At 40.7% G+C, this 25,324-nt stretch carries 19 protein-coding genes; 7 read left to right on the top strand and 12 right to left on the bottom strand.

Translation table 11 applies throughout. The annotated features are described in order from the left end of the window. The first annotated feature begins 25 nt into the window (after positions 1-25). Positions 26-664, top strand: coding sequence for a response regulator transcription factor (locus DBR32_RS10880; RefSeq protein ID WP_124636365.1), 639 nt, complete (start codon positions 26-28; stop codon positions 662-664). 183 nt (positions 665-847) lie between these two features. Further along, on the top strand, positions 848-2,770 hold the full coding sequence (locus DBR32_RS10885) for a DUF4394 domain-containing protein (protein ID WP_124636366.1): 1,923 nt from the start codon (positions 848-850) through the stop codon (positions 2,768-2,770). Positions 2,771-2,847: 77 nt separating this feature from the next. Here the strand turns inward: DBR32_RS10885 and DBR32_RS10890 are convergent, their stop codons facing one another. The 8 genes from DBR32_RS10890 to DBR32_RS10925 all read right to left on the bottom strand — a co-directional run bounded on the left by DBR32_RS10890 (position 2,848) and on the right by DBR32_RS10925 (position 14,371). Further along, the gene (locus tag DBR32_RS10890) at positions 2,848-4,758 is read right to left on the bottom strand and encodes a DNA topoisomerase IV subunit B (RefSeq protein ID WP_124636367.1); all 1,911 of its coding nucleotides are present in this window, start codon (positions 4,756-4,758) and stop codon (positions 2,848-2,850) included. 59 nt (positions 4,759-4,817) lie between these two features. Then, positions 4,818-5,381: an aminodeoxychorismate/anthranilate synthase component II gene (locus DBR32_RS10895; protein WP_124636368.1), complete on the bottom strand. Its 564-nt coding sequence runs from the start codon at positions 5,379-5,381 to the stop codon at positions 4,818-4,820. Positions 5,382-5,385: 4 nt separating this feature from the next. After that, a complete protein-coding gene (locus DBR32_RS10900; RefSeq protein ID WP_124636369.1) occupies positions 5,386-5,922 on the bottom strand; it encodes a CvpA family protein in 537 nt (178 codons plus the stop codon). A 114-nt stretch (positions 5,923-6,036) separates the two neighbouring features. Further along, the gene (locus DBR32_RS10905; RefSeq protein WP_124636370.1) at positions 6,037-6,486 is read right to left on the bottom strand and encodes a GatB/YqeY domain-containing protein; all 450 of its coding nucleotides are present in this window, start codon (positions 6,484-6,486) and stop codon (positions 6,037-6,039) included. 85 nt (positions 6,487-6,571) lie between these two features. Beyond that, a complete protein-coding gene (locus DBR32_RS10910; RefSeq protein WP_124636371.1) occupies positions 6,572-8,146 on the bottom strand; it encodes a RagB/SusD family nutrient uptake outer membrane protein in 1,575 nt (524 codons plus the stop codon). A gap of 21 nt (positions 8,147-8,167) precedes the next feature. Next, positions 8,168-11,320 (bottom strand): SusC/RagA family TonB-linked outer membrane protein, encoded by a 3,153-nt coding sequence (locus DBR32_RS10915; protein WP_124636372.1) that lies wholly within the window; start codon positions 11,318-11,320, stop codon positions 8,168-8,170. 100 nt (positions 11,321-11,420) lie between these two features. After that, the gene (locus DBR32_RS10920; protein WP_124636373.1) at positions 11,421-13,262 is read right to left on the bottom strand and encodes a T9SS type A sorting domain-containing protein; all 1,842 of its coding nucleotides are present in this window, start codon (positions 13,260-13,262) and stop codon (positions 11,421-11,423) included. A 245-nt stretch (positions 13,263-13,507) separates the two neighbouring features. Further along, positions 13,508-14,371 carry a T9SS type A sorting domain-containing protein gene (locus DBR32_RS10925; RefSeq protein ID WP_124636374.1) on the bottom strand — a complete coding sequence of 288 codons (864 nt, stop codon included), beginning with the start codon at positions 14,369-14,371 and terminating at the stop codon, positions 13,508-13,510. 457 nt (positions 14,372-14,828) lie between these two features. Here DBR32_RS10925 and DBR32_RS10930 point away from each other — a divergent pair, with 457 nt between their 5' ends. The 3 genes from DBR32_RS10930 (at position 14,829) to DBR32_RS10940 (ending at position 17,416) form a co-directional block, all read left to right on the top strand. Further along, the gene (locus tag DBR32_RS10930) at positions 14,829-15,431 is read left to right on the top strand and encodes a pseudouridine synthase (RefSeq protein ID WP_124636375.1); all 603 of its coding nucleotides are present in this window, start codon (positions 14,829-14,831) and stop codon (positions 15,429-15,431) included. Between the two features lie 108 nt (positions 15,432-15,539). Continuing rightward, positions 15,540-16,385 (top strand): UDP-2,3-diacylglucosamine diphosphatase, encoded by an 846-nt coding sequence (locus DBR32_RS10935; protein ID WP_124636376.1) that lies wholly within the window; start codon positions 15,540-15,542, stop codon positions 16,383-16,385. Then, positions 16,382-17,416, top strand: coding sequence for a glycosyltransferase family protein (locus DBR32_RS10940; RefSeq protein WP_124636377.1), 1,035 nt, complete (start codon positions 16,382-16,384; stop codon positions 17,414-17,416). The genes DBR32_RS10935 and DBR32_RS10940 overlap by 4 nt, the downstream gene beginning before the upstream one ends. Here DBR32_RS10940 and DBR32_RS10945 read toward each other — a convergent pair. Continuing rightward, positions 17,382-19,259: a M1 family metallopeptidase gene (locus DBR32_RS10945; RefSeq protein ID WP_124636378.1), complete on the bottom strand. Its 1,878-nt coding sequence runs from the start codon at positions 19,257-19,259 to the stop codon at positions 17,382-17,384. The genes DBR32_RS10940 and DBR32_RS10945 overlap by 35 nt on opposite strands. Before the next feature lie 138 nt (positions 19,260-19,397). Here DBR32_RS10945 and DBR32_RS10950 point away from each other — a divergent pair, with 138 nt between their 5' ends. Next, positions 19,398-20,705 (top strand): deoxyribodipyrimidine photo-lyase, encoded by a 1,308-nt coding sequence (locus DBR32_RS10950; RefSeq protein ID WP_124636379.1) that lies wholly within the window; start codon positions 19,398-19,400, stop codon positions 20,703-20,705. A 17-nt stretch (positions 20,706-20,722) separates the two neighbouring features. Here DBR32_RS10950 and DBR32_RS10955 read toward each other — a convergent pair whose 3' ends face one another. Further along, a complete protein-coding gene (locus DBR32_RS10955) occupies positions 20,723-21,337 on the bottom strand; it encodes a DUF1684 domain-containing protein (RefSeq protein WP_158605963.1) in 615 nt (204 codons plus the stop codon). 86 nt (positions 21,338-21,423) lie between these two features. Beyond that, positions 21,424-23,094, bottom strand: coding sequence for a formate--tetrahydrofolate ligase (locus tag DBR32_RS10960; protein WP_199724465.1), 1,671 nt, complete (start codon positions 23,092-23,094; stop codon positions 21,424-21,426). Positions 23,095-23,272: 178 nt separating this feature from the next. Here DBR32_RS10960 and DBR32_RS10965 point away from each other — a divergent pair, with 178 nt between their 5' ends. Further along, a complete protein-coding gene (locus tag DBR32_RS10965) occupies positions 23,273-24,103 on the top strand; it encodes a universal stress protein (RefSeq protein WP_124636382.1) in 831 nt (276 codons plus the stop codon). Positions 24,104-24,171: 68 nt separating this feature from the next. Here the strand turns inward: DBR32_RS10965 and DBR32_RS10970 are convergent, their stop codons facing one another. Continuing rightward, positions 24,172-25,308 (bottom strand): hypothetical protein, encoded by a 1,137-nt coding sequence (locus DBR32_RS10970; protein WP_124636383.1) that lies wholly within the window; start codon positions 25,306-25,308, stop codon positions 24,172-24,174. Positions 25,309-25,324: the final 16 nt, after the last annotated feature.

Here is a 25,324-nt window from a genome sequence, read left to right on the forward strand (position 1 = left end):
ATTTTACGCTAGCCCCCAATTCACAATGAAGATACAAGTAGCCATTATTGATGACCATCCTTTGGTAAGAAGCGGCATTAACGCCATGCTGGAGTCGGATGCCGGGATAGAGGTTACCGGGCTGTATGCTCATTTTAATGCCCTTATGGTGGCTATAAAAGCCAATGTTCCCGATGTATTGCTCCTGGATCTGCAGATGGCCGACATGTCGGGTGCTGCAATCCTGGAAGTGGTGAGCAAGCAATACCCTCAATTAAGCGTAATTATCCTAACCAGTATCGACAGTGCGCTCATGGTGCGCAACCTGATGAAGGCGGGTGCCAAAGGTTATGTACTGAAAACGACCGGGCAGGAGGAAATTCTGCAGGCGATCCACGCGGTATACCAAGGTGAGATTTACTTATCCAAAGATATCAAAGACATCCTGGTGCAAAGTACCCTACAACATAAGACCGGCATGGGTTTTAACACGGAGCTTTCCGAGCGGGAAGTGCAGATTTTACAACTGATCGCCGCAGAATACAGCAGCCCTGAAATTGCTCAAAAAATACACCTCAGCACCCGTACGGTTGAAAACTACCGTTTGGGTTTAATGCAGAAACTGGAAGTCAAAAACATTGCAGGATTGATTAAGAAAGCCATCTTTATGGGTTTGATTAAATGATCGCGCCCCTCATGTTTGATGACAAAGAAGGAGCCTCTTAACACGTTTTCCTAGTAACCATATACAGTCAATTTCGTCCCGGAAAGGAATATTTATTAACATAAATGTTAAAATTAACGATCAGTTAAGATTTGCAAGAACTATTCATTCTGTTTTAGCGTAGATATAGGAAACGTTAAAATTATGAAGAAACTATTTTTACTCCTCACGATTGCGCTGACTTGCAAATCTTTATATGCGCAGACAATTATCGGCTTAACCGCAGATGATAAAATATTCCAAATCACGCAAGCAAGCGCTCCCGGCACGATCACTACGCCGATAAGCGTTAGCGGACTTACACCGGGTCAGAAGCTTGTTGGTATTGACTACCGGCCTAATACCGGTGAGCTCTATGCTCTGGGTTATAATGCCACCATTACCTCTGGAAATGCCCGGCTTTATGTGATCAATAAATCAACCGCTGTTGCTACCCCTATTGGCGCTGCCGCTATTGACTTAGATTTGGGTACCGGAAGTGTCAGTGTTGATTTCAACCCCACTGTGGACCGGATCAGGGTAATGGGTGCCAACGGAAAGAATTACCGTTTGCATCCTGTAACGGGTGCTATCGCCGCCAGTGACGGCAACCTCGCCTATGCAACGGGAGATGTAAATAATGCAGCCCTAGCTAAAATCGGTGCCTGTGCTTATCTTAATAGTTATATTGGCAGTGAAGCCACAACCTTATTTGACTACGATCAAAATCTAAATATTATTGTGACACAGGTCCCACCAAATAATGGTACCTTAAATACCATCGGCAGTACGGGTATTACGGTTAATCTGGCCAATCCCAGTATCGGCATGGATATTTATTTTGATCCGGTACTTAAAACCAATGTGGCCTACCTGAACGCCAACACGGGTACGAGTGACAATGACAACCTATATACCATCAACCTTGCAACCGGTGCAACAACTGCACTCGGACTAATCGGCAGCGGTTTAAATGTAAAAGAAATTGCCGTTGAGATCAACCGGACTGTGCCGCAAAACTATACCGGCCAATTGGTATATGGGCTTACAACTACCAATAGAAACCTGATTAAATTCAGCACCGGCAACCCGGAACTGATTAGGGAGTTGCTCCCGATTAGCGGTGTGACTACGGGTCAGGTAATTGTGGGTATGGATGTAAGGCCTTTGAACTTAGGTTTATATGCTTTAGGGTATAATAGTACCACGCAGGAATACCAGGTTTACAATATCAATACGACAACAGGAGCGGCCACGGCCATCAATGCTACTGCAGGAACGATAAGACTAGGTGTAGGAGAAAAAATAAGTTTTGATTTTAATCCGACCGTCGACCGGATCAGAGTAGTGTCTACTAATGATTCTAATTACCGATTAAATCCTATTACCGGTGCAGTGGCTGCAACGGATACAAGTCTTGCTTATTCCGCTTCGGATGTCAATAATGGTAAGAATCCTTATATCGGTTCGGTAGCGTACACGAATAGTTACAAAGGCACCACCACAACGGCTTTATATGGTATTGATGATTCTCTTCAGAATTTTGTACAGATAGTACCACCCAATCAAGGAGTCTTAAATACTTTAGCAGCCAATATACTGCCTTTTAACCTGGCCGATTTAACCAACGATATTGATTATTTCTACGACTCGGTATCGATGTCTAATAAGGGCTATTTATGTGCCAATACCGGTTCTTCGATGAACGATAAATTATATACCATCGGCACAAATGGCACGGCTGTATTGATAAATGATATTGGCTATGGAATTCCTGTTTCTGATATTGCAGTACAACTTACCTTTACCAACAGTGCACCGACAGGGATATGGGAACTTGCAAAACAATCGTTATTCAGTATATATCCTAACCCGGTTGCAGATAATCTGAATATTTCTCTATATAAAATAGCAGATAAGCATACGACTTTAGTAGTTACGGATGTGACCGGCAAAGTGATTAAAACTTATCCTGTGGCCAAGGGCAGCACAGGCCTCTGCCTTAACCTGTCCGATTTAAACAGCGGATTGTATCTGATTAACCTTTCTGATCAAAATGCACAAGCAGTGCGGTTCTTCAAAAATTAATAATAGTACAGTATAAATAGCAAATCCAGCTTCGATCGAAGCTGGATTTGCTATTTATATTTAAACGGAGCAGGTTATTAACCTGCCTCCACTACCGCGACGGCTTCGGGTTCTTCCTTAATTACTTCTTTCTCTACAACCAGGTTGTCAATAATAAATTTTTGGCGTTGCGGGGTGTTGTTACCCATATAATATTCCAATAGTTTTTGTATTGGTGCATCTTTAGAAATTAATACCGGGTCTTTACGCATACCATCTCCGATAAACTGGCCAAACTCATCGGGAGAGATCTCTCCTAATCCTTTAAATCGGGTGATTTCCGGTTTGTTCCCTAATTTATCAACGGCTTTTAGTTTTTCTTCTTCAGAATAACAGTAAATCGTTTCTTTCTTATTGCGTACGCGGAAAAGCGGTGTTTCTAAAATATACACATGTCCGTTACGCACCAGATCAGGAAAGAACTGCAGGAAGAATGTCATGATCAGTAATCGGATGTGCATACCATCCACATCGGCATCGGTTGCAATAACGATATTGTTATACCGCAGCCCTTCCAGGCCTTCTTCAATATTTAAGGCATGTTGTAGTAAATTAAACTCTTCGTTTTCATACACTACTTTTTTGGTGAGCCCGAAACTGTTTAAGGGCTTACCTCTAAGGCTGAATACTGCTTGTGTTTCCACTTCCCTACTTTTGGTAATGGATCCGCTTGCCGAGTCTCCTTCTGTAATAAAAATGGTGGAACCCAATTGTTTTTCCTGAAAGGTTTCCTTGTTTTTTGTAGGCACTTCCATATTCAGGTGAATACGGCAATCCCTAAGTTTTTTATTATGCAGGTTTGCTTTTTTGGCGCGCTCATTGGCAATCTTCCTAATGCCCGAAAGCTCTTTGCGTTCCCGCTCACTTTGTTCGATCCGCTTCTTCAAAGCATCGGCAATACCGGCGTTCTTATGTAAAAAATCATCTAAGGATTTAGACAGAAAATCCAATATAAAACTCTTCATAGAAGGCCCGTCTGGAGAGACGGTCAGCGAGCCTAACTTCGTTTTTGTCTGGCTTTCAAATACAGGCTCCTGCACTTTTACCGCAATGGCAGCACAGATTGTTTGCCTGATGTCGGAAGCATCATAATCCTTTTTAAAGAAATCCCTTATTGTTTTTACATAGGCTTCCCGGAAGGCTTGTTGGTGTGTACCGCCCTGAGTCGTATGTTGTCCGTTTACAAAGGAATAAATATCTTCTCCATAGCTTCCGGTATGCGATATCGCCACTTCTATATCCTCTCCTTTTAAATGAATGATGGGATAACGAAGATCATCTTCATTGGTCTTGTTTTGTAACAGGTCTAATAAACCGTTTTTGGATATATATTTTTTACCATTTAAATAAAGCGCAAGGCCCGCATTCAGGTAACAATAGTTCCAAATCTGGTTTTGTACATAGTCCATGATAAAGTGGTAGTTCTTAAACACCGTATTATCGGGTGTAAAAGTGACCTCTGTACCATTTTCTTCTGTTGTTTTTTCTTCTTTGCTTTCACTGATCAACTCCCCTTTAGAAAAAACGGCAGTTTTGCATTTACCTTCACGATAAGCGGTTACGGTAAACGAAGAACTCAGGGCATTCACCGCTTTGGTACCGACCCCGTTCAATCCTACTGACTTCTGGAAGGCTTTGCTATCATATTTAGCGCCTGTATTGATCTTACTCACTACATCAACCACCTTGCCCAGAGGAATACCCCGGCCATAATCGCGCACGGTAACGACGCCGTCCTGGATGGTAATATTCACCTGCTTTCCGAAGCCCATGGTGTATTCATCAATACAGTTGTCTACGACCTCTTTTACCAGTATATAAATACCATCATCCATACTGCTGCCATCTCCCAGCTTCCCGATATACATCCCGGGCCGCAGGCGGATGTGCTCTTTCCAATCGAGGGACCTGATACTGCTCTCGTCGTAATTATTTTGCGTTTCGCTCATATATGTCTACTTCACTATTATTTTTATAAGATTGGCAAATTTAAGCAATTGTAGCGGCTTTATATATTATTTGCCCAGTTGCGTAAGAGATCCATGCCTTGTGGTGTCAATACCGATTCCGGATGAAACTGCACCCCGACGCAAGGGTATTCCTTGTGTTTTAAGGCCATAATAAGCCCCTCTTCGCTCTTTGCCAGAACGGTCAATACATTTGGGTCAATATCCTCAACAACCAAAGAATGATACCGCATGGCAATCAGGGGATTGGGTAAATCCTGAAAAATATATTCCTGCTTATGGTATACCGCACTTGTCTTGCCATGCATTGGATAGGCGGCTTTGATGATTTTCGCCCCAAAATATTGTGCTAATGCCTGATGTCCCAGACAAATGCCCAGTATAGGCATTTTATCATGAAAATGATGAATCACTGCCATGGTAATACCCGCATCATCAGGCGTTTTGGGGCCGGGAGAGATGATAATCCTTTGCGGACGCATCTCAATGATCTGCTCCAGTGTATACGCATCGTTCTTGATGACGGTCACCGGTTGCCCCAGCTGCAAGAGGTAATCGCATAGGATGTGGGTAAACGAATCGTAATTGTCTATCAGAAGCCACATAAGTCTAGGGTAATCGATTGTTTACATTATCGAAAAGGTGCTCCAACTCCGTATAGCTATCCTTCACGAAGGGCAACACCGCTCCAATAATCGCAAATCCTTTGGGCGCAACCGGCTCAATAAGGGCGTATGTTTTCGAATGTGCCTTTGTTTCGGGATTCATCAGGTTTACTTTATCAGCCAGCCATAAAACGGAACTCCAAACAAAAGTCACCAGCAGTCCGTACAATACTGCACCTGCAATACGGTTTGCCCAGCCTAATTTGATCGTTTTAAGCCCTTTATCGATAGATCTGGAGATCATGTTCACCAGGAATACAATCGCCACAAAAACGATGATATAAGACAACATGGGAATCCATGGATTGATATCTGATTTTGCATTAAACAAATAGCTGGATACTTTTTGTGAAAGCTTCAGTGCTCCCATCATTGCAATGATCACGGCCACGAAAGAGAATAATGCGTGTACGATTCCTTTGCGGTACCCTTTCATCGTGAACCAAGCCAAAATGATGAGGTAGATAAAGTCTATAGGCATGTGTGCATAGGATTTTAAAAATAAATAATTCAGCTCTGGCGGACTGCAGGATGCTAAATACAAAAAAGATTCAAACTATACTATAGCCTGAATCTTTTCCACGCTTTTATGCCCTTAATTCAATAATCGCTTTACGGTTTCCGATACCGCTTTTCCGTCTGCTTTACCCGCAAATTGTTTAGATGCTACGCCCATTACTTTACCTAAGTCAGCGGCAGAGCTGGCGCCCACCTGGGCAATAATATCTTTTATCGCAGCTTCCAGTTCTTCCGCGCTTAACTGAGCCGGTAAGAATTTATTGATGATTACAATTTCTTCTTCTTCTTTCCGTGCCAGATCAGCTCTTCCCTGCTGGGTAAAAATTTCTAAAGAATCCTTACGTTGTTTGGCCATTTTCGTTAATAATTTCAGCTCATCAGCTTCATCTAAGGCTGCTTTTGCACCTGTTGCCGTTTGCTCTACAAGGATGGCGGCTTTTATGGCTCTTAAGGTTCTTAAAGCTACATCGTCTTTAGCGCGCATGGCCATTTTCAACTCGTCCATTACTTTGGCTTCTAAACTCATAATTTTTCGTTTTAAACTATTGCAAATATAAAAAAACCGACTGAAAATTTCAGTCGGTTTTTTTATAAGAATCAATAAACTATTCTTAAAGTGGGTTTTGAATACAACCTTGATTTTGGTTTAACTCAGAATTAGGAATTTTGAAAATTAAATCAGCAGATGCCGGGGCAACCTGAGTTTTTTCAACGATTTGAATAAATCTACCAAAGCCATAGTATACGCCTCCAACAGGAGTTACACCTGTATTTGCAGTGGCCATATTTCTTTTGGCATCTGTAAAGGCAAAACCTTCACCCCATAATTCAAGTCTTCTTTGTCTCCAAACCTCTTGAACAACTGCATTTTTGGTCGCAAAAGTAGCCACATAACTCGGCTGACGAGTGACACCGAATTCAGCCAAAACTGTATTTGCCTGCGGAACCGACCCTTGCTGTGCTAAAGCTTCTGCTTCGATCAAGTACATTTCTGATGCACGCATCATTGGGAAATCTGCAATAAAAGTATTCGCTGTTTGTGTTACAAATTTTTTCTGTGCGTAGAAAGGTCTCCAACGTCCTACACGAAGAATAGAGTCTTTTGTAGCCCAACCTCTTCTGTAGTCATCAACTGCATATCTCTTAATACAGTTAGGATCATTAGCAGCATTAGTGCTATCAAAGAAAGCAACACTCATTGTTCTTGTTTGCTGAGAAGCATAAGAACCATTTAATGTATTATCCATTTGAGAGATAAAGGAAGCATAAATACCACTTTGTTCTGCATTGATTACAGAACCCCAAATCCATTCAGAAGTGTAAATTCTATTAAATCCACCAGTGAGCTCAGTCTTAGACATCAAAGGATAACCACCCCTTGCTTCTCTAGCCATTGTTGCCGCTTTAGTGAAATTTTGCATTGTTAAGGCTACACGTGCATAAATACCCTTTGCAACTTGAATATCGATCTGTGTTTTATCCTTTCTGGTATTTCCAGAAGAAGTGAACAAGAGCAACGCTGTATCCAAGTCTCCGATAATTTGGTTATATACCTCTTGAAGCGTCGCTCTAGGCTTAGCTATTTTTGTAGGCTCAGTATACAAAGGCACCCCAAGTGCAGTTGATGGCGTTGCCGGTGCAATTACAGCAAATCTTGTTGTACCCGCTACAGCAAGAGAAGTACTTTTATAAGACAACTGATAGTAATTCACCAATTGGAAATAAGCCCATGCACGATAAGATAAAGCCTGCGCTTTGATCTCGTCGCGGTCTGCTTGTGTACCTTTCGCACCTGCGATATTTTGGATAATATGATTGGCATTATTAATAATGTCATAATAAAAGCCCCACATATAGTTACCAGTACCTTGTGGATTCACATCGCGATACCAATAAGCGGTTACAAACCAACCACTACCTTGTCTGTTCATGCCCATATCTCCACCCATAAGGTCAGACATTAAAGCAATAGAAGGATAACCAAAAGCATTGTGATCTGTAGATTCAAACATGATAGAGTGAATCCCGTTAATAGCTGCTCTCGCCCCCTGAGTCGTCTTAAATACCTCTTCGGTAGGAATCTGACTAGTCGGGGAATTATTTAAGAAGTCCTTCTTACAAGAAACAGTTGTCGTAAGTACGGTACCTACCAAACCTACTAAAGATAATATTTTATAAATTTTCATGAATTAATTTTTAAGAATAGTTTACAATCCCAGATTTACACCTAAAACAAATGTTCTGTATGGAAAATAATTATAGCTTGATACACCAAAGAAAGAAGTATTTGGATCTATACCAATTCTTGCCGCTCTTTGGAAAATGTTATCAGAAGCTGCATAAATTCTCGCATTTGTAAAGCCAGCTCTTTTTAAAACTTTAGGATTGAATCTATAACCAACATTAATGTTTTTGATATTCAGGAAGCTATTAGATACTAAGAATCTGCTTGATAATGCAGCACTATAGGTACCACCACCAGCTCCGTAGGTAAACTTAGGAACAACATCAGGATTGTTTTCATCTCCTGCTTGTTTCCAAGAATTCAACATATCTGCGTGAATAGCATTACCAATTCTATCTGGGCCACCGCTCATTAAACCTGCATAAGTCTGATCATAAAACTTACCGCCAAGACCAAATTGAAGTAAAACAGTTAAATCAAGGTTTTTGTACATCCATGTAGAGGTAATAGAACCCTCAAGAGGTCTGAAAGAAGAACCAAACATTTTATAATCTTGGTTAGTCAAACTTCTGTAATCTGTAGTAATGGAACCATCTTGTTTGTACCAAGTTGAAACACCATCTTTATTTACACCAGCATATTCAGGCATAAACCAAGTATTGATTGCTTTTCCTACTGCTAAAATCGTACCGCCACCAAGAATTGTATCTTGTCCGTCACGTAAAGAAACAATTTGGTTTTTGTTGTTCGCCAAATTTAATCTTACGTTCCATGTGAAATCCTGGCTACGTACAACATCAGCACTTAACTGAAGTTCAATACCTGTATTTTTAGTTGCACCAACATTATAGTAAAATCCGGTAGAACCAACTGATTCCGCTAATGGGAACGTAAATAATAATTGGTTAGATCCTCTACGGTAGAAATCAAGACTACCTGTAAATCTGTTCTTTTTAAATCCGAAATCAACTCCGACACTCATATCCACTTGACCTTCCCAAACTAAATCAGGACTTGCAAAGTTGGCAAAACGTACACCTGGGTTCAAGTTGTTCGCGCTTATAGCATATCTAGCCATGTATGCATACAAGTTATTGATCGCATCATTACCAGTTACACCCCAACTTCCTCTTACTTTAAGTAAATCGATCCAGCTTACATCTTTTAAGAATTTTTCTTCGCTCATGATCCAGCCAATACCTGCAGATCCGAAGTTACCCCATCTTTTATTAGGAGCAAATCTAGAAGATGCATTTCTACTGAAAGAAGCACTCAAATAATATTTCTTATTAAAATTGTATTCTAACTGGCTGAAATAGCTTTCTAAAGATAACTGATCTAAATAAGATGAAGATCCTTCTCCAACAGCAGCAGCAGCCAATTCATATGAAGTTGGTGTTACAAAACCTGTTCTTCTTAATTCATTTGATCTTTGTGTTAAATTATAAGCTTCATGTCCGAATGTAATCGCTAAGCTATGCTTACCTGTTTCCGGATTAAAAATACCTGTAGAAGGTCTGTAAGTAAGGAATTGGTTAAAAGTCCAGCTTAAATTGTTGGCATTTGTTTTAACACCACGTCCACCTACATTGGCAGCATCTCCATATACAGAGTTATAATATTGCGTTTGTTCTGCATTGTACAAATCGACGTTAAAGTTTGTACGGGCAGTCAAATCTTTTGCAATAGTTGCTTCTAAAAATCCTAAACCAGTTCCTGTAAATGACAGTGTTGTTGGTTTATTATAATACAGCGCGGCAATACCGTTCGTATTGATACCAAATGGTCTCAATTGTTGGGCGCCACCAGGATTATTTCCGTCATTATTATTACCAAAGTCATAAAGCGGAGTTGTACCATCTGCTTCAAACATTTTATTACCATTCTTGTCATATCTGTATACAGGATAGATAGAACCCATTTCACGGGCACTAAAGAACGGGTTTACATAAGCGGTACCCGAACCTAAAAAGAACAATTGATTATCTCTTGCAGCTTGCAATTTAAATCCGGTTTTTAACCAGCTTGTTATTTTAGAATTCGCTTTGATTAACGCTGTTACACGATTATAATCAGAATTTTTTACAATACCCTGATCTCTTGTATAACCGATAGAGATATAATAATCATTATCAGCATTACCATTAGAAACAGAAATGTTATAGTTCTGACGTATACCAACTCTTGAAAGCTCTTTTTGCCAATCATCTGAGTATAATTGAGTCGCTCCGGAATTAATTTTCCCAGTAGCTTTATCAATCAACTGTGCATTAGGCACATTATAGGCATTATAACCTCCCAAGAATTCTACAAATTCTTCTGAATTGATATCTTCAGGAGCAACACCTAACTCAAGCTGGGCATTGTAAAAACCTTGCCAAGCTGTTTCATAATAATCTTTTATTCCTAATCTCTTGTATTCTCTACCCATTCTGGCTAAAGCACCAACAGAAGCATCAAAATTGATTCTAGGCTTACCATCTGATTTACCTCTCTTAGTCGTAATCAAGATAACACCATTTGCCGCACGAGAACCGTATACTGCTTTTGCAGTCGCATCTTTCAATACCGTCATGGACTCAACATCCAAAGGGTTGATTGAGGTTAATGAACCGGAATAAGGAGCACCATCCAATACAATCAGGGGCGCACTACTCGCACTCAAAGAACCTTGACCACGCAACATAATATCCGGAGAAGAACCAGGTTGTCCGCTACCGGTAGTTACCATTACACCCGGAGCAGCACCCGATAAGGCATTTGCAACGTTCGTAACAGGTCTTTTTTCAATATCAGCTGCTTTAATTTCAGATAAAGATCCTGTGTAAGTTCTTTTATCAATTTTAGTAGCGTAAACATTAACACCGTCAATCTCTTTGGACTGATCTTCCATTACTATGGATTTATCATTAACCTTAGAGGCTTGAATGCTCTTTTCACCAGCACCCTGACTGTTAAAAATCAATACCGAAGTAGGATCAGAAACTTCAATAGAGAAAGTTCCATCTAATTCCGTAACGGTAGTGATATTTGTTCCCTTCACTTTAACGGTAGCACCAGGAACACCTTCATTGTTAGAATCTACTACTTTACCTTTTACTATTTGCGACTGTGCAAAGATTGCAGAACTTGATAGCAAAGAAAAGGTAGCAAATGTGAGTAATAATTTTCTCATATATTTTAAATTACATTTTTATGCTTGCTATAAATGACAAGCGTATGCTTAAAACAACCATCAAACTATAATAACATAGCATGATAGCCAATCCCCAATTTTATCTATTTAATACAATTTTGAAATTAGATTGCCCGATACTTGTTTGCACATTCATAATATAAATGCCATTTGGTAAGTTATCAGCAATATACAATACTTTTTTATCCGATTGAATCTTAGGAATAAAATAGCTATTGACTTCAGCACCCACTAAATTATACATTTTTAATGTTACATCTTCTGTAGACGTTAAATTAAATTGTAGCGTAATTTTACCATCTACAGATGGAGAAGGATATATGCTAATCGCATTTTTATCTAATTGATTATTCCTGATTCCGGTCACTCTTGGCATCTCTTCACACGTAGATGCTTTAGCGGGGCCTAATTTGCTCAAACCCGTATTTAAAGGATCTAAAAAGTCCTTCAAACGGCTTTGCGCACCTGCATAAGTTGGGAATGCAGTTTGATCATAATCATTAGTCCAACCGTAGGAAAGTTTTGAATACAAAGCATTCGTCCCAAAATCTTTTCCGTCATTAACACAAGTCGCATCAGGACCTCCTGATAAGTCTCCAATCAGGTAACCATCAACATCAAATAAGCCGCTTCCGGATGAACCACCGGCAGTACCTCCAAAAGAAAAGGGTGCAGACCAATGCGTTGCAGGAACGGTAGTTTGGTTAAAAGTACCAGAAGCTGTCACAGCAGTAGTGTACGACATTTTCTTTACATCACCACCCGGGTGGTGAAAACCATAAAAGGCAGTATAATAATCTGACATGGCCGGAGTAGCTATGTTGCTGTTTTTATTCCACCCAGCTAAATAATAGTCACTAGGTACCGCATCATTTAACTCCAGTAATAAAAAATCTTGCACTAAACGGGAAGAAGTAGATCCCGGAGCGCTTGCAAAGGTGGGATAATTACTCCGAGAGCGGAATTTAGCACCTGAAGTCATTGTAGGAGATACGGCGGGAGTAGGATTAACACCTCCGGTACAGGCCGATCTCTGGTAATTTAAACGGAACTGCCAATATTGAAAATGAGCATCGGTATGTCCATTTAAATCATCACAGTGGCTCGCCGTTAAAAATAAAGGTTTACAACTTCCACCGGCAACATTACCTGTATTGTTAATTAAAGAACCCGAACAATAACCTAAAGGAGCATTAGGGCCATTTGCAATAATAATTCTGGCTACGGCCGTTCTGGACTTTGTAGCAGGATCACCATTTGGACATAAAGCATTTTTGTGACAGGTTGCAGAAATACCAAAGGGAGGATCTTGAAATATATCCGCCAAAGGTTCTGAAAATTCACGAACATCGCCATCAACACCTCTGTTGTAAGCACCTATAAAATAAATGCCTAATTTTATATCTTCTATATTTACGTAAGATTCTATATTAAGTTCCAAATAAGCAGTACTTCCTTGTAAAGCTTGATTGGAAAAAGTACCATCGGATGTATTATTATCAGCTGTAAATGCGCCCAAAATCTGGCGCTTATTCTCATTTGTTAAATACAAAGAGACGCCTTTAGGCAAATAGAACTTATCATAATAAACCGAAGAAGCTTTAGCTCCGGGCACTTCAATTTCGAGTCTCCAAATTTTGGTTCCGTTGTCCAAGTATGTCCAGGAACCGTTTTTAGTAATATCCAAATTTGCAGGCACACACCATCCTACCTGATAAGATTCTCCAGATGCACTACCATCTATTTCACCCTGATCAAGTATAGACTGAAACTGTTCGCTATTTAAGACGACTCTTTCCGGGGCGCCGGAAATATTATACCCTGACTTCAAACTAAGAGGTACACCCCCCTGTCCGATCTGGGCATATGAAAAAGTTGACAGCAAACCACAAATCAATAATCCAACAAATGACTTTATCATAAATTTTATTTAAAAAATGTGTATAATCTATTTTAGTACATAATTAAATACGCTAATAATAAACGATACACAAATTGTATCCATAATGAAGAGACACTTTAATAAAGCATCTTCCAAATACGAAAAATTAAAAGTGTTTGATTGAGTAAAGGGATCTTATATCACATTAACCAGAACATACAATCAATGGCAATTTTGCAAAAACCATTGATCGTATGTGTTTGTTCTGGTAAATTTTTACTAAATTACTTTTTTACAAATTTCTGCATATAGATCTCAGTATCTGTAATTACCTGAATTGAATATTGACCAGTAGCCAATTCACCCAAATCTAAATTATATTTCTGAAGACCAGCAGGAGCAGAACCATAGCTTACGGTTTTAACTACTTTACCAGTAATATCCATTACGCGAGCTACAACCATTTTAGTTGATTTTTCTTTCTTAATTTCAAAAGCAACACTTTGAACAGCTGGGTTAGGATATACATCCATGCTAGCATACTGAGGATTCAACAAATCTTTTATACCAGTAGTAACATTCCATTTGATAGGAACATACAGGAAGTTGTCATCACGCATTGTATCAGAATAATCTGCACCAGAGAATGGGTAAGGTCTAACATGCGCATAGAAACCATATACCTGACCAGTAACCAAGCTAGCTCTAGGAACCATCAAAGAAGCATAAGTAAGAGAATCTGCTAAGTAGTTTTGAATATTCAACAAACTAGAGATAGAATCAGAAGCAAGCAAGCTACGATCGTATGTGATTAAGTTACCTGTATCGATATCTTGTGTAAACGGACTTGTAACCCAGAAAGACAAACCAGCACTTGAGATGTCAGAAGTCGGATCCGCAAATGCAATTTGATTTCCGGCAGTCAATCCAACTCCTCTACCACCAATACCATAAAAACACCCTGCAGCCAAACTATCGTTGGTTGGAGCTGTACCTGTTCTCAAACTGTAGAAAGACAAACCTTGACCTGTTGCTGGAACACCAACCATAGAATCAATAATTGGCAAAGCCCACAAATCGACCTGCTGCGCGTAAGAACCGGAAAATAAAGCGAACAAAAGCGCCGCTGTTGCATAAATACGTTTCATAATAAATAGTTTTATATTTTAAGATAATATTAGCCAAAGATAATGAAAAAATTATATTGGCAAAAACTTTTTTTACCGATTTTGATTTTTATTTTAATGGCTACTCACCCACTGCAAAAGGAGAATAACATGTTATCTCTGTTATACATGCACCTCAAAAAAATTATTCACTCTGTATTATAAAACGACATGATAAAAAGCAAAAAACGGAGCGAAAAAACGACCACTTACTTTGCCCTGTACCACACAACGTTTTCCACATTTTTTGAAAAATGTGTATATTTTTTTATAAAAAATTTCCCTACGTAAAAATTACTTTTTAATATTGTGCAAGAATTCGTTCTTACTAACCCATTTTATATAAAAGTTCAGTGCACATCACACTGGACTTTTTATTTTCTACACTTTCTGAAACATAGTCCTACAGCCACTTTCAGGATTTCTACATTTTTATACTATGCCGCAACACACCTACATTTTGTTTTACAAACCGTTTCAGGTGTTGTCTCAATTTTCGGAAGAAGGCGATAAAAAAACGCTGGCTCATTTTTTTCCGAACATCGAAAAAAATATTTATCCTGTAGGACGGTTAGATTATGATAGTGAAGGCCTGCTCTTACTCACCAATGATAAAAAAATAAACCATCAATTATTAGACCCCAAACAAGCGCATCAAAGAACGTATTATGTGCAGGTAGAAGGTACCCCAACACCTGAATCCTTAATCCAATTGGCGCAAGGGGTATCGATCTCTATTAATGGCGCAATACACAAAACCAGCCCCGCAAAGGCTTCTCTTATTCCTGAACCCCAACATTTGCCGGAAAGAAACCCACCAATAAGGTTTCGAAAAAACATTCCCACAGCTTGGATTGCGCTCACGCTTACGGAAGGAAAAAACCGACAAGTACGTAAAATGACCGCTGCTGTGGGCTTCCCTACTTTAAGGCTAATCCGTTATAGCATTGGCCAAATGGAAATCGGCAAAATGAATTCCGGTGACGCGATTGCTCTGGATCAAACACAACTGGCCCTTCTTTTTCAAAAAACAAAAGCCTGATACCCCGACTTAATAATTTGAATACAATTGTTTAATAAAAGTGTAATAGGATACTAACTATTTAGTAATAGTATTTGAATTACTTCGCTTAAACTATTGTTTCATATTATGGCGAGGTCATTGTCTGTAGCGGTTATCAGTGATGTACATTTAGGCACCTATGGTTGTCATGCAACGGAACTGCTGAATTATTTAAAAAGCATCGATCCACAGATCTTAATTCTGAACGGAGATATCATTGATGGTTGGCAATTCAGCAAGCGGTACTTCCCCCAAAGTCATTTTGAAGTGATTAACGAGATCTTCAAAAAGGTATCTGAAGGCACGCGGGTAGTGTATATTACCGGCAACCACGATGAAACATTAAGGAGATATTCCGACATGGAGATCGGCAATATATTGCTGACCGATAAATTTCTGTTGAATATTGACGGCAAAAAAATGTGGATCTTTCATGGTGATGTATTTGACAACACCACAAAAGGTTCTGCAAAAATTATCGCCCGCTTAGGCGGCAAGGGATACGATTTGCTGATTTTGTTAAACAGGGCCATAAACTTTTGTTTGAAGCTGCTTAAAAGGGGTAAGGTATCCTTCTCGAAAAGGGTAAAAAACGGCGTAAAAAAAGCCATTACCTATATCAATAATTTTGAGCAAACCATCTCTGATCTGGCCATAGAAAAGAAGTATGATTATGTGATCTGCGGGCACATACATCAACCCATCATCAAAACTATCGAGAATGAAGAGGGTTCAGTGGTATACCTGAATTCAGGCGACTGGATTGAAAACCTCACAGCCCTGGAATACAATCACAACCAATGGAATTTATACCAGTATACCGAGCATGAGTTCGCCGACCAACCGAAAAGCAAAAAATTGTATAAGAAACACGAGGTAAACCTTGAACTTGATATCCTGCAGTATATCCACTCTACTAAAGCTGCGATATGAGGATACTATATGCGGTTCAGGCCACCGGAAACGGGCATATCAGCCGGGCAATGGAGCTACTACCACATCTCTCCAGATATGGACAGGTTGATGTCTTTTTAAGCGGCAGTAATTCAAGTCTTGACCCACAGCTTCCCGTTCGCTTCCGCAACAAGGGCATCAGCCTTTTCTACACTAAAAACGGAAAGATTAATCTGCTCAAAACGGCACTGAATATAAACCCCGTACAGATGCTTTCCTATGCAAGACAATTGCCCTTACAGTCCTATAACCTGGTATTGAATGATTTTGAAAGCATCACTTCTTTAGCCTGTACTTTACAAAGAGTTCCTTCTTTGCACTTTGGACACCAGGCCAGTTTCAGTTCTCCCAAAACCCCAAGGCCCAAAATAAAAAGCTTAGCCGGCGAGCTTACCTTAAAATACTATGCGAAGGGAACAGCAGCGGTAGGCTTACATTTCCAGGCATACGATGATAATATTTTACCCCCCGTGATCAAATCGGAAATATGGCAGGCACAGCCAACCGATAAGGGTTATTTCTGTGTATATCTTCCGTCTTTTACTGATGAGGTCCTATTACCTTATCTCTCAAAAATCAGAGAACACACTTTTCAGATTTTCTCCAGGCAGGTAAAAAAAACAACTGTTATCGGTAATTGCCATTTGTTCCCTGTAGAGAAGAAGGCTTTTAACAACAGCCTGATCCATGCTGCAGGGCTCATCACCAACGCAGGCTTTGAAACCCCTGCAGAGGCTATGTTTCTCCACAAAAAAATCTTAGCCATCCCGATTCGCGGACAATATGAACAGTATTGTAATGCTGCAGCGATGGCGCAGCTTGGTGTACATACCCTGGATCAAATTGATGAACAGTTCACCGAAAACGTAAAACGGTGGATTGCTATGCCATCCACCGTTTATCATAAATCATTTCATATGCCCACTGCTACCATTATCGATCGTATGATGCAGATCGCCGATGAGCAAAATATAATTACCGCACAATCTCATCAACTACTTTTTGGGTAAGCGGATGATAGTTTGGCCGGGCTTTTGCATACAGCTCTTTAGCCATTTGCGCGCCCTCTTTAGTCTTCATCATTTCATTATATAAGGGCTGTAAGAACTTCTCTCTGCCGGTTACCATCAAGAAAGATTGCATAGCAGGATAAGCAGGGGTATATTTTGTTTTAATCGCTAACAAATACCATAAATCTGCTTTTTCGCTGTTCTGTGTTTTCGTCAGGGCAAAAGCCTGATCCAGATCCTTCATTTGATCAGTAGTCGTGTTTTTATTTACCAGTGTCCGAAGGAAGTGCATCCACTCATAGGTGCTCCAATTGCTTACTTGCAGGCTATTAGCTTTTGCACCCGCGGTAAACTTAGCGGCCACTTCATCCACTTTTGAGAAACGCTCCATATCTGCTCTGGGACAGCTCTTCGGAATCCCTGCTCCATATACCCATTCATTGATATTCACTTTCATTTTCCAGTCTTTATTTTGATCCAAAAGATTTTTATTCAGGTACTCGATAAAATCCTTTGTGTTCATGGTCTTGAATGCATTATCATTAAAGTACTTCGTCAGGAATGTATCCATTTTCGCCCTACCTACCGTAAGTTCTATTAGTTTCAAAAGATGCGCGCCTTTTTCGTAGGCAATATCGGTCAGTCCATCATCCGGATTCCGGCCTTTAAGATTCAACCTTAAATGTGTATCCTCCTGCTGATCTTTCAGGCTTTCTACCGTTGCGGATAAATCCTGATAACCCAGCTCCCAGAGCATATCGGTATATGATTTTCCTTGCATGGCTTCGGTAATGCGGCGCTCAAAATACATGGTAAAGCCTTCATTCAACCAGAAGTCATTCCAGGTTTGATTCGTCACCAGATTACCACTCCAGTTATGCGCTAATTCGTGTGCAATCAGGTTGACCAGAGATTTGTCTCCTGCCAAAATAGTGGGGGTACAGAAAGTCAGTTTTGGATTTTCCATGCCGCCTATCGGGAAGCCCGATGGCAATACCAAAATATCATATCGCCCCCAGCGATAAGGCCCGTAAAGCTTTTCAGCGGTATGCACCATAGTACCTACCTCGGAAAATTCATTATGTGCTTTGGCCAATATCGCAGGTTCTGCATAAACACCTGTCCGCTCATCAATCGCTTTAAAACTGATATCTCCGACAGCCAAAGCCATGAGATAAGCCGGAATGGGTTTATCCATGCTGAAAGTGTACATCCCATCCGCCGATTTTTGCTGCGGGTTGGTGGCACTCATTAAAGCCATAAGCCCTTTGGGTACCGAAACCTTGGCATCGTAGGTATAGCGTACGCCAGGACCATCCTGTACCGGTATCCAGGTGCGTGCGTGTATACTCTCAGACTGCGTGTATAAGAAAGGCTGCTGCTTCCCAAAAGTCTGCTCCGGCGTTAGCCATTGTAAGGCAGTGGCTTTGGCCGTCGTTTTATAGAATATTTTTACGGATTTACTCTCGGGTTTGATGCTTACAGATAAAGCCGATCCCAATACGGAATCTTCTTTGGCCAGTACAAAGGCCGCTTTGCTCTGATCGTCAAGCAAGACGCTGTCAATAATCAGGTCTTTGGTATCAAATACAATCGTCTGTTTTTTATAGGGATTTTGGATATCCCACAAGGCCGATCCGGAAATCGTTTTGGTCGTAAAGTCTACGGCAATGTCCAGAAAAAGATGCGTTCCTTTCACACTATCCGCATTACTCTGGGTATGGTAATCTTTGTTGTCAAAAGCAGACGCAACTGTGTCTCCGGTCGATTTACCCGCTTCCTTATTGCCGTTACAGGCGGCAAAGAAACCCATCATACCAAGGGCATAAACTATTCTTTTCATATTGATATTTTGTGACGAATCCTGCCGTTTCGTAGCACGCGCAGAAAAACAAAACTACATAATTAATTTACTTTATTGTAATTGTAACCTATTTTCGTCTGTCTATTATCAACCGATTATTTTCATTTAGTACAGCCGATGCAGACGATTACCATTTTTTGGCACAGAAGAGATTTAAGATTAGAGGATAATGCCGGCCTGTACTACGCTTTACGTCATCATAAAAATGTGTTGCCCATTTTTATCTTTGACCGGAATATTCTGGAAGCACTTGAAGACAAAACAGATGCCCGCGTTTCGTTTATTCACGAATCGGTTTGTGCGCTATCGGAACAATACAAACAGTGGCACAGCGGCATTGAAACATTTTATGACACTCCGCTTGCGGTATTGGAACGGCTACAACAAGAATATCATATTGAAGCTGTTTATACCAATGAAGATTATGAACCGTATGCCCAAAGAAGAGACACACAGGTCAAAGAATGGTGTCTGCGGAACAAGATCATCTTTCAGCAATATAAAGATCAGGTCGTTTTTGCTAAAGCGGAAGTTGTAAAAAGCGACGGCAGCCCTTATACGATCTTTACCCCCTACAGTAAAGCCTGGAAAAAGAAACTAAACCCTTTTTATTTAAAACCCTACCCGGTTACAAAGTATTGCGCTCAGTTGTATCGTACGGAGCGAGCCAAGGAGGTTTTTCCGCTTGCCGACATGGGTTTTAAGCCAACACCAATTACCTTACCCGGTACAAAAATTACCGTAAGCCAGATACAGGCATACGAAGCGACCCGCAATTTTCCTTTTCTGGATCAGAGCACGACCCTTTTAGGGATTCACCTGCGGTTTGGGACGCTTTCGATTCGTAAACTGGTACAGCATGTACAAGCCATCAGTGAAACGTTTTTGAATGAGTTGATCTGGCGGGAATTTTTTCAAACTATTTTATGGCATTTCCCGAAGGTAGTACACCAATCGTTTAAGCCGCAATATGATCATATTGTATGGCGCAATAACGAAACCGAATTTAATTTATGGTGTACTGGAAAAACGGGCTATCCCCTGGTGGACGCGGGTATGCGGGAATTGAATGCCACCGGGCATATGCATAACCGCGTGCGCATGCTTGTGGCTAGCTTTTTGGTCAAAGATCTTTTAATTGACTGGCGTTGGGGAGAGGCTTATTTCGCCACAAAACTGTTGGACTATGAGCTTGCCGCCAATAACGGAAATTGGCAATGGGCCGCAGGATGTGGTTGCGATGCCGCTCCTTATTTCAGGGTGTTTAATCCCGCCTTACAACAACAAAAATTCGACCCTGATTTTATTTACATCAAAAAATGGGTTCCGGAATATGGCACCAAAGCCTACTCCGAACCCATTGTAGATCATGCCAAAGCAAAAGATCGTTGTATCAAAGCCTTTAAAGAAGCCTTACAGAAATAGCCGGTGCTACTATCTGTTTAATGCGCATTCTGATAGCTAACACCTGCGCTTACCGCCACAGGCATCCGGTTATTGGCCGGAGGGATGGGGCAGTTATAATACGTGCTGTAAGCGCAGTATGGATTGTATGCCTGATTGAAGTCTATTGTGACCTGAAACTGGCGGATATCTTTTGTGGAAAGGTCGATATACCTACCGGCACCATAAGAAGTCTTCCCGCTGGTTTGGTCGGTAAACGGAAGGAAGAGCCCATCTCTATCTTCTTCATGCGGTGGATCGGACTGGTATACGGTTAGGGTAACCGGTGTATCTTTCAAGGTAAAATGAAGGGTTCCGTATTCCTTAAAATATTTGGTTTTCCGGGCAGAGGTTGGCATAGGTAATACCTTACCATCTGCAATAGGGCTAAATGTCGCGGTGACCACATAAGCTTCTGATAAAGGAAAAAAGGTAATCCCCTTAAACTCTGCTTTTTCCTCAGCATGTAAGGGCGTGCTCGAATCATTTTTCCAAAAAGCACTCAATTCTTCCTGGTACGCTTTCGCGGCTTTTAGAGATCCCTTGTGCTCTCCGGCTTGTTGACAGGAAAACAGGAAGGTACATAAGCATAAAGCAATAATGAGGAATCGCATAGAAATCATTTTTTAGGATAGATCAAGGCTACATCCTGCGCAGGGTTTCATTTTGCCTCGCACAGGATGTAGCTGTTTGTATTTTATTAGGACAAGCCGGTTATGATACCATGGTTATCGATATCCATTCCATCGGAAGCAGGTATTTCCGGCAGACCGGGCATACGCATCATCTGACCGATGATGGGAATAATGAAACCCGCACCGGCAGCGACTTCAAAGGTCCTTACATTAATAATAAACCCTTCTGGTCTGCCCACTTTTTTCTCATCATCAGAAAAAGATTTCTGGGTCTTTGCCATGCAAATAGGGAAACGATCAAAGCCCAATTTTGTAAAGGTTTTCATCTGTGTTCTGGCTTCTGCACTAAAGACCACTTCTGCGGCACCGTATATTTCTTTGGCTATGATGTTGATTTTTTCTTCTATGCTTAAATTCCAGTCATACAACTGGTGATAATGGTTCTCCCCACTTTCTACAGCCGCGACAACCGCAGCAGCCAATGCTTTAGTCCCATTTCCGCCTTCTGCAAATCCTTTGGACACCACCGCTTTGACCCCCAAACTCGTGCATTTATCAATCACGAAATTGATTTCGGCTTCGCTATCGGCAGGAAAATGATTAATGGCAACCACAGGATTTAGCCCAAACTTTTTACAGTTTTCAATATGTTTTTCCAGGTTGGCAAAGCCATTGGCCACTTTTACCAGATCGGGGGTATTGTAAGCATCTTTAGTCGCACCACCATGATGGCGAAGGGCTCTAATAGTCGCCACCAATACCATTGCTTTTGGGGCGATACCTGCTGTAGGACACTTAATATCTAAAAACTTTTCTGCACCCAAATCCGCACCAAATCCGGCTTCTGTCACCACATAATCCGCCAAAGACATTCCTGTTTTGGTGGCAATAATAGAGTTGGTTCCTTGTGCAATATTGGCAAAAGGCCCGGCATGTATAATCGCGGGATTACCTTCCAGCGTCTGTACCAGATTGGGTTTTATCGCATCTTTTAATAGAATCGCCATAGCGCCCTGTGCTTTAAGGTCACGGGCAAAAACGGGTTTTTTATCGAAGGTGTACCCTACAAAAATACTGCCCAGCCTGTTTTTCAGATCTTCAAAATCTTTGGCCAGGCACACAATCGCCATCACTTCTGAAGCGGCCGTAATATTGAATCCATCTTCCCGGGGAATACCGTTCGATTTTCCACCCAGACCGATCACGATATTGCGTAAGGCACGGTCATTATTATCCATAACCCGCTTCCAAACGATGGTACGCGGATCGATTCCTAAGTTATTGACTTTGTTCTGCAGGTTATTATCAATTAAAGCAGACAATAAATTGTTGGCCTTTTCAATAGCGGAAAAATCTCCGGTAAAATGAAGGTTAATGTCTACCATAGGAATTACCTGAGAGTAGCCACCGCCGGCAGCACCGCCTTTAATGCCAAAAACCGGCCCCAGGGAAGGTTCTCTAAGCACAGCTACTGCTTTTTTACCGATCTTATTCAGACCGTCGGTCAATCCGATACTCACAGTTGTTTTTCCTTCTCCTGCAGGTGTGGGTGTAATGGCAGACACGAGGATCAAATTGCTTTGCTGCACCTTTGCTTCGTCAATAAAGGATAGGGGCAGTTTCGCTTTATATTTTCCGTAGTATTCCAGATCATCTGCCGGAATATGCAGGATGGTTGCGATGTCGCGAATATGTTTTATAGGAGCTTCTTGGGCTATTTCCAGATCTGTAAGCATACTTATTTATGATTTGCGTTACAAAACTAAGGAATTAAGTATGAAGATGGCTTTACGGAATCCGGAGAAACTGGTCTGCCGAATGTAAAATTATGATGAACATTTTATTTTGTGAGATTTATCACATTTTACCTGATCGAAAAAGCCGAAATTTACGGTATCAACAAATGCGTATTTTATGAAAACAATGATTGTTCCTGTCGACTTCTCGCTTACTTCCATCAACGCCGCAGAATATGCCGCACAAATGGCAAAGCAGGCACAAGTAGAAAAGATATTGCTCTATTATACCTATGGTGGATCCTATCAGATCCTGGATGACGGAGTGGATATTGTTCGGGCAGAGGCTAACTCCCAACTACAGCATCTGGCGGATACCCTGATCCCCCTGGCTGGTCAAGACATTAAACTGGAACTAATTGCCGGAGATGGTTTTTTAATTGAGGAAGTACTGAAACTTGTGGAGAAACATAAAGCAGACCTCATTGTTATGGGTATAACCGGCAAAAATACGATTGAACAAAAACTGATTGGCAGCAATACCCTCCGCATCGCCAGCGATTCTCCCTGCCCGGTGCTCATCGTACCGTCTAAGGCAAAATTTGAACACGTAAAAAATGTGGCGCTTTCTATGAAATTTAAAGCCGGCATTCTGGATGAAACGCCTTATGAAGGCATTAAAAGTATTATAAAAGACCTGAATGCAAATTTAGTGATCCTGAATGTGGCGGATGAAAGCCATCGGGTGAATCCGCAAAATATACAATCGGGATTAACGGCTACTCATCTTATGTTTGATGATGTACATGCTAAAATTGAATTTATCGGAGAAGAGGATGTCGTGGCTCATGTAAGCCATTACATCAACAATAATGAGATCCAGATGCTGTTATCCATAACGCATAAACTCGGCTTCCTGGCTTCTCTGTTTAAAGGATCAGTAACCAAGCAATTGGCTTTTTATACCAATGTTCCGCTTATGGTCTTTAAAGCGATTGAAACAGACTAAAAATGCTTTACATAAGAAAAGCGTGAAAGAGATACTCTTTCACGCTTTTTTATAAGATGATCCGGAGATCAATGTGTTTTTCCTTTATAAAATATCTTGTACATATTCTGTCCGAAGCGGTATTGGATCACATCATAATCCAAACGCCAATCAGCAGTGCTTGCATTGGTTACATCGTATACTTCTCCTTCTGAGAACAGGCGCAACATACCCGCTGCGTTTACGTAAGCTAAGGAGTTGTAGGAAATCTTGTAGCTCTGCGGATAGTAAGCATCCAGGGTATAAATCTTGCCCTTATAAAATACTTTAAAGTAACCGCTCGCATCTTTGTAGGCTACAATATTGTCCCCTACTTTATATTCCGGAGAAAAATAACCTACGGTATTGACTTCTCCATTGTAAAATATTTTAAAGTTTCCGTCATTACTTATATAGGCCATCACATTATCGCCGGCTTTATAACTTGCAGGGGTAAATGATTCTATCTCATTAACCTCTCCATTGTAAAATACCTTGAAATTACGGTTGGCATCTACATAGGCCACGATATTACGGCCCACATCAAAACTGGTTACCGTAAAGGTTTCCAATTCTGTCGTCTCTCCATGATAAAATACTTTGAACCTGTTGGCATAGGTAATAAAAGCAGCAATATTATCGGATACTTTTACAGAGGGTAATTGTCCATCCGCAATACTCAATCCATCATTAACAGCATTAGAATCTACAGTCATGTTATTGCCACCACCGAGGAACGATTCTATTTCGTAAAGGTTGCCCCCATAATATGCTTTGTAGACGGAGCGTACATTATCGAAAAACAGCACCACACTATCTCCTACCGTATACGTAGATATATAGTTTGACAATCTGGTAGTGGTTCCGTTTTCCCAGACAAATAAGGCATTATTATTACGATAGGCGACCAGGTTGTCCGTTACTTTAAAATCACTTGTAAATCCCTGGTTGATTAACTGCACCCCGCCTTTACTGTAGATTTTAAAGTTTCTGGTATTGTCCAGATAAGGTACTGCTACCCTTCCGATTTCATAACGAACCGGTAGCAGGGATTCTATTTTTCTTTCGATCCCGTTGTCCCAAACCATAAATTGATTCTGAAAATTGGTATAAGCAGATACCGGCTGTGCCCATGCTTTTGTTCCGAATAAGACAATAGCGATACAAAAAGCGTAAATATGCTTCATTATTTCCATATTGATT

It is taken from the genome of Taibaiella sp. KBW10, from assembly GCF_003852495.1.
Lineage (GTDB): Bacteria > Bacteroidota > Bacteroidia > Chitinophagales > Chitinophagaceae > Edaphocola.

Bases quoted from the DNA above. Each gene is read 5' to 3' on its own strand.
- DBR32_RS10890 (WP_124636367.1), bottom strand. From the start codon at position 4,758: ATGAGCGAAACGCAAAATAATTACGACGAGAGCAGTATCAGGTCCCTC.
- DBR32_RS10930 (WP_124636375.1), top strand. From the start codon at position 14,829: ATGCCGCAACACACCTACATTTTGTTTTACAAACCGTTTCAGGTGTTG.
- DBR32_RS10880 (WP_124636365.1), top strand. From the start codon at position 26: ATGAAGATACAAGTAGCCATTATTGATGACCATCCTTTGGTAAGAAGC.
- DBR32_RS10925 (WP_124636374.1), bottom strand. From the start codon at position 14,371: ATGAAACGTATTTATGCAACAGCGGCGCTTTTGTTCGCTTTATTTTCC.
- DBR32_RS10885 (WP_124636366.1), top strand. From the start codon at position 848: ATGAAGAAACTATTTTTACTCCTCACGATTGCGCTGACTTGCAAATCT.
- DBR32_RS10920 (WP_124636373.1), bottom strand. From the start codon at position 13,262: ATGATAAAGTCATTTGTTGGATTATTGATTTGTGGTTTGCTGTCAACT.
- DBR32_RS10905 (WP_124636370.1), bottom strand. From the start codon at position 6,486: ATGAGTTTAGAAGCCAAAGTAATGGACGAGTTGAAAATGGCCATGCGC.
- DBR32_RS10895 (WP_124636368.1), bottom strand. From the start codon at position 5,381: ATGTGGCTTCTGATAGACAATTACGATTCGTTTACCCACATCCTATGC.
- DBR32_RS10960 (WP_199724465.1), bottom strand. From the start codon at position 23,094: ATGCTTACAGATCTGGAAATAGCCCAAGAAGCTCCTATAAAACATATT.
- DBR32_RS10935 (WP_124636376.1), top strand. From the start codon at position 15,540: ATGGCGAGGTCATTGTCTGTAGCGGTTATCAGTGATGTACATTTAGGC.
- DBR32_RS10965 (WP_124636382.1), top strand. From the start codon at position 23,273: ATGAAAACAATGATTGTTCCTGTCGACTTCTCGCTTACTTCCATCAAC.
- DBR32_RS10955 (WP_158605963.1), bottom strand. From the start codon at position 21,337: ATGCGATTCCTCATTATTGCTTTATGCTTATGTACCTTCCTGTTTTCC.
- DBR32_RS10910 (WP_124636371.1), bottom strand. From the start codon at position 8,146: ATGAAAATTTATAAAATATTATCTTTAGTAGGTTTGGTAGGTACCGTA.
- DBR32_RS10940 (WP_124636377.1), top strand. From the start codon at position 16,382: ATGAGGATACTATATGCGGTTCAGGCCACCGGAAACGGGCATATCAGC.
- DBR32_RS10945 (WP_124636378.1), bottom strand. From the start codon at position 19,259: ATGAAAAGAATAGTTTATGCCCTTGGTATGATGGGTTTCTTTGCCGCC.
- DBR32_RS10970 (WP_124636383.1), bottom strand. From the start codon at position 25,308: ATGAAGCATATTTACGCTTTTTGTATCGCTATTGTCTTATTCGGAACA.
- DBR32_RS10915 (WP_124636372.1), bottom strand. From the start codon at position 11,320: ATGAGAAAATTATTACTCACATTTGCTACCTTTTCTTTGCTATCAAGT.
- DBR32_RS10950 (WP_124636379.1), top strand. From the start codon at position 19,398: ATGCAGACGATTACCATTTTTTGGCACAGAAGAGATTTAAGATTAGAG.
- DBR32_RS10900 (WP_124636369.1), bottom strand. From the start codon at position 5,922: ATGCCTATAGACTTTATCTACCTCATCATTTTGGCTTGGTTCACGATG.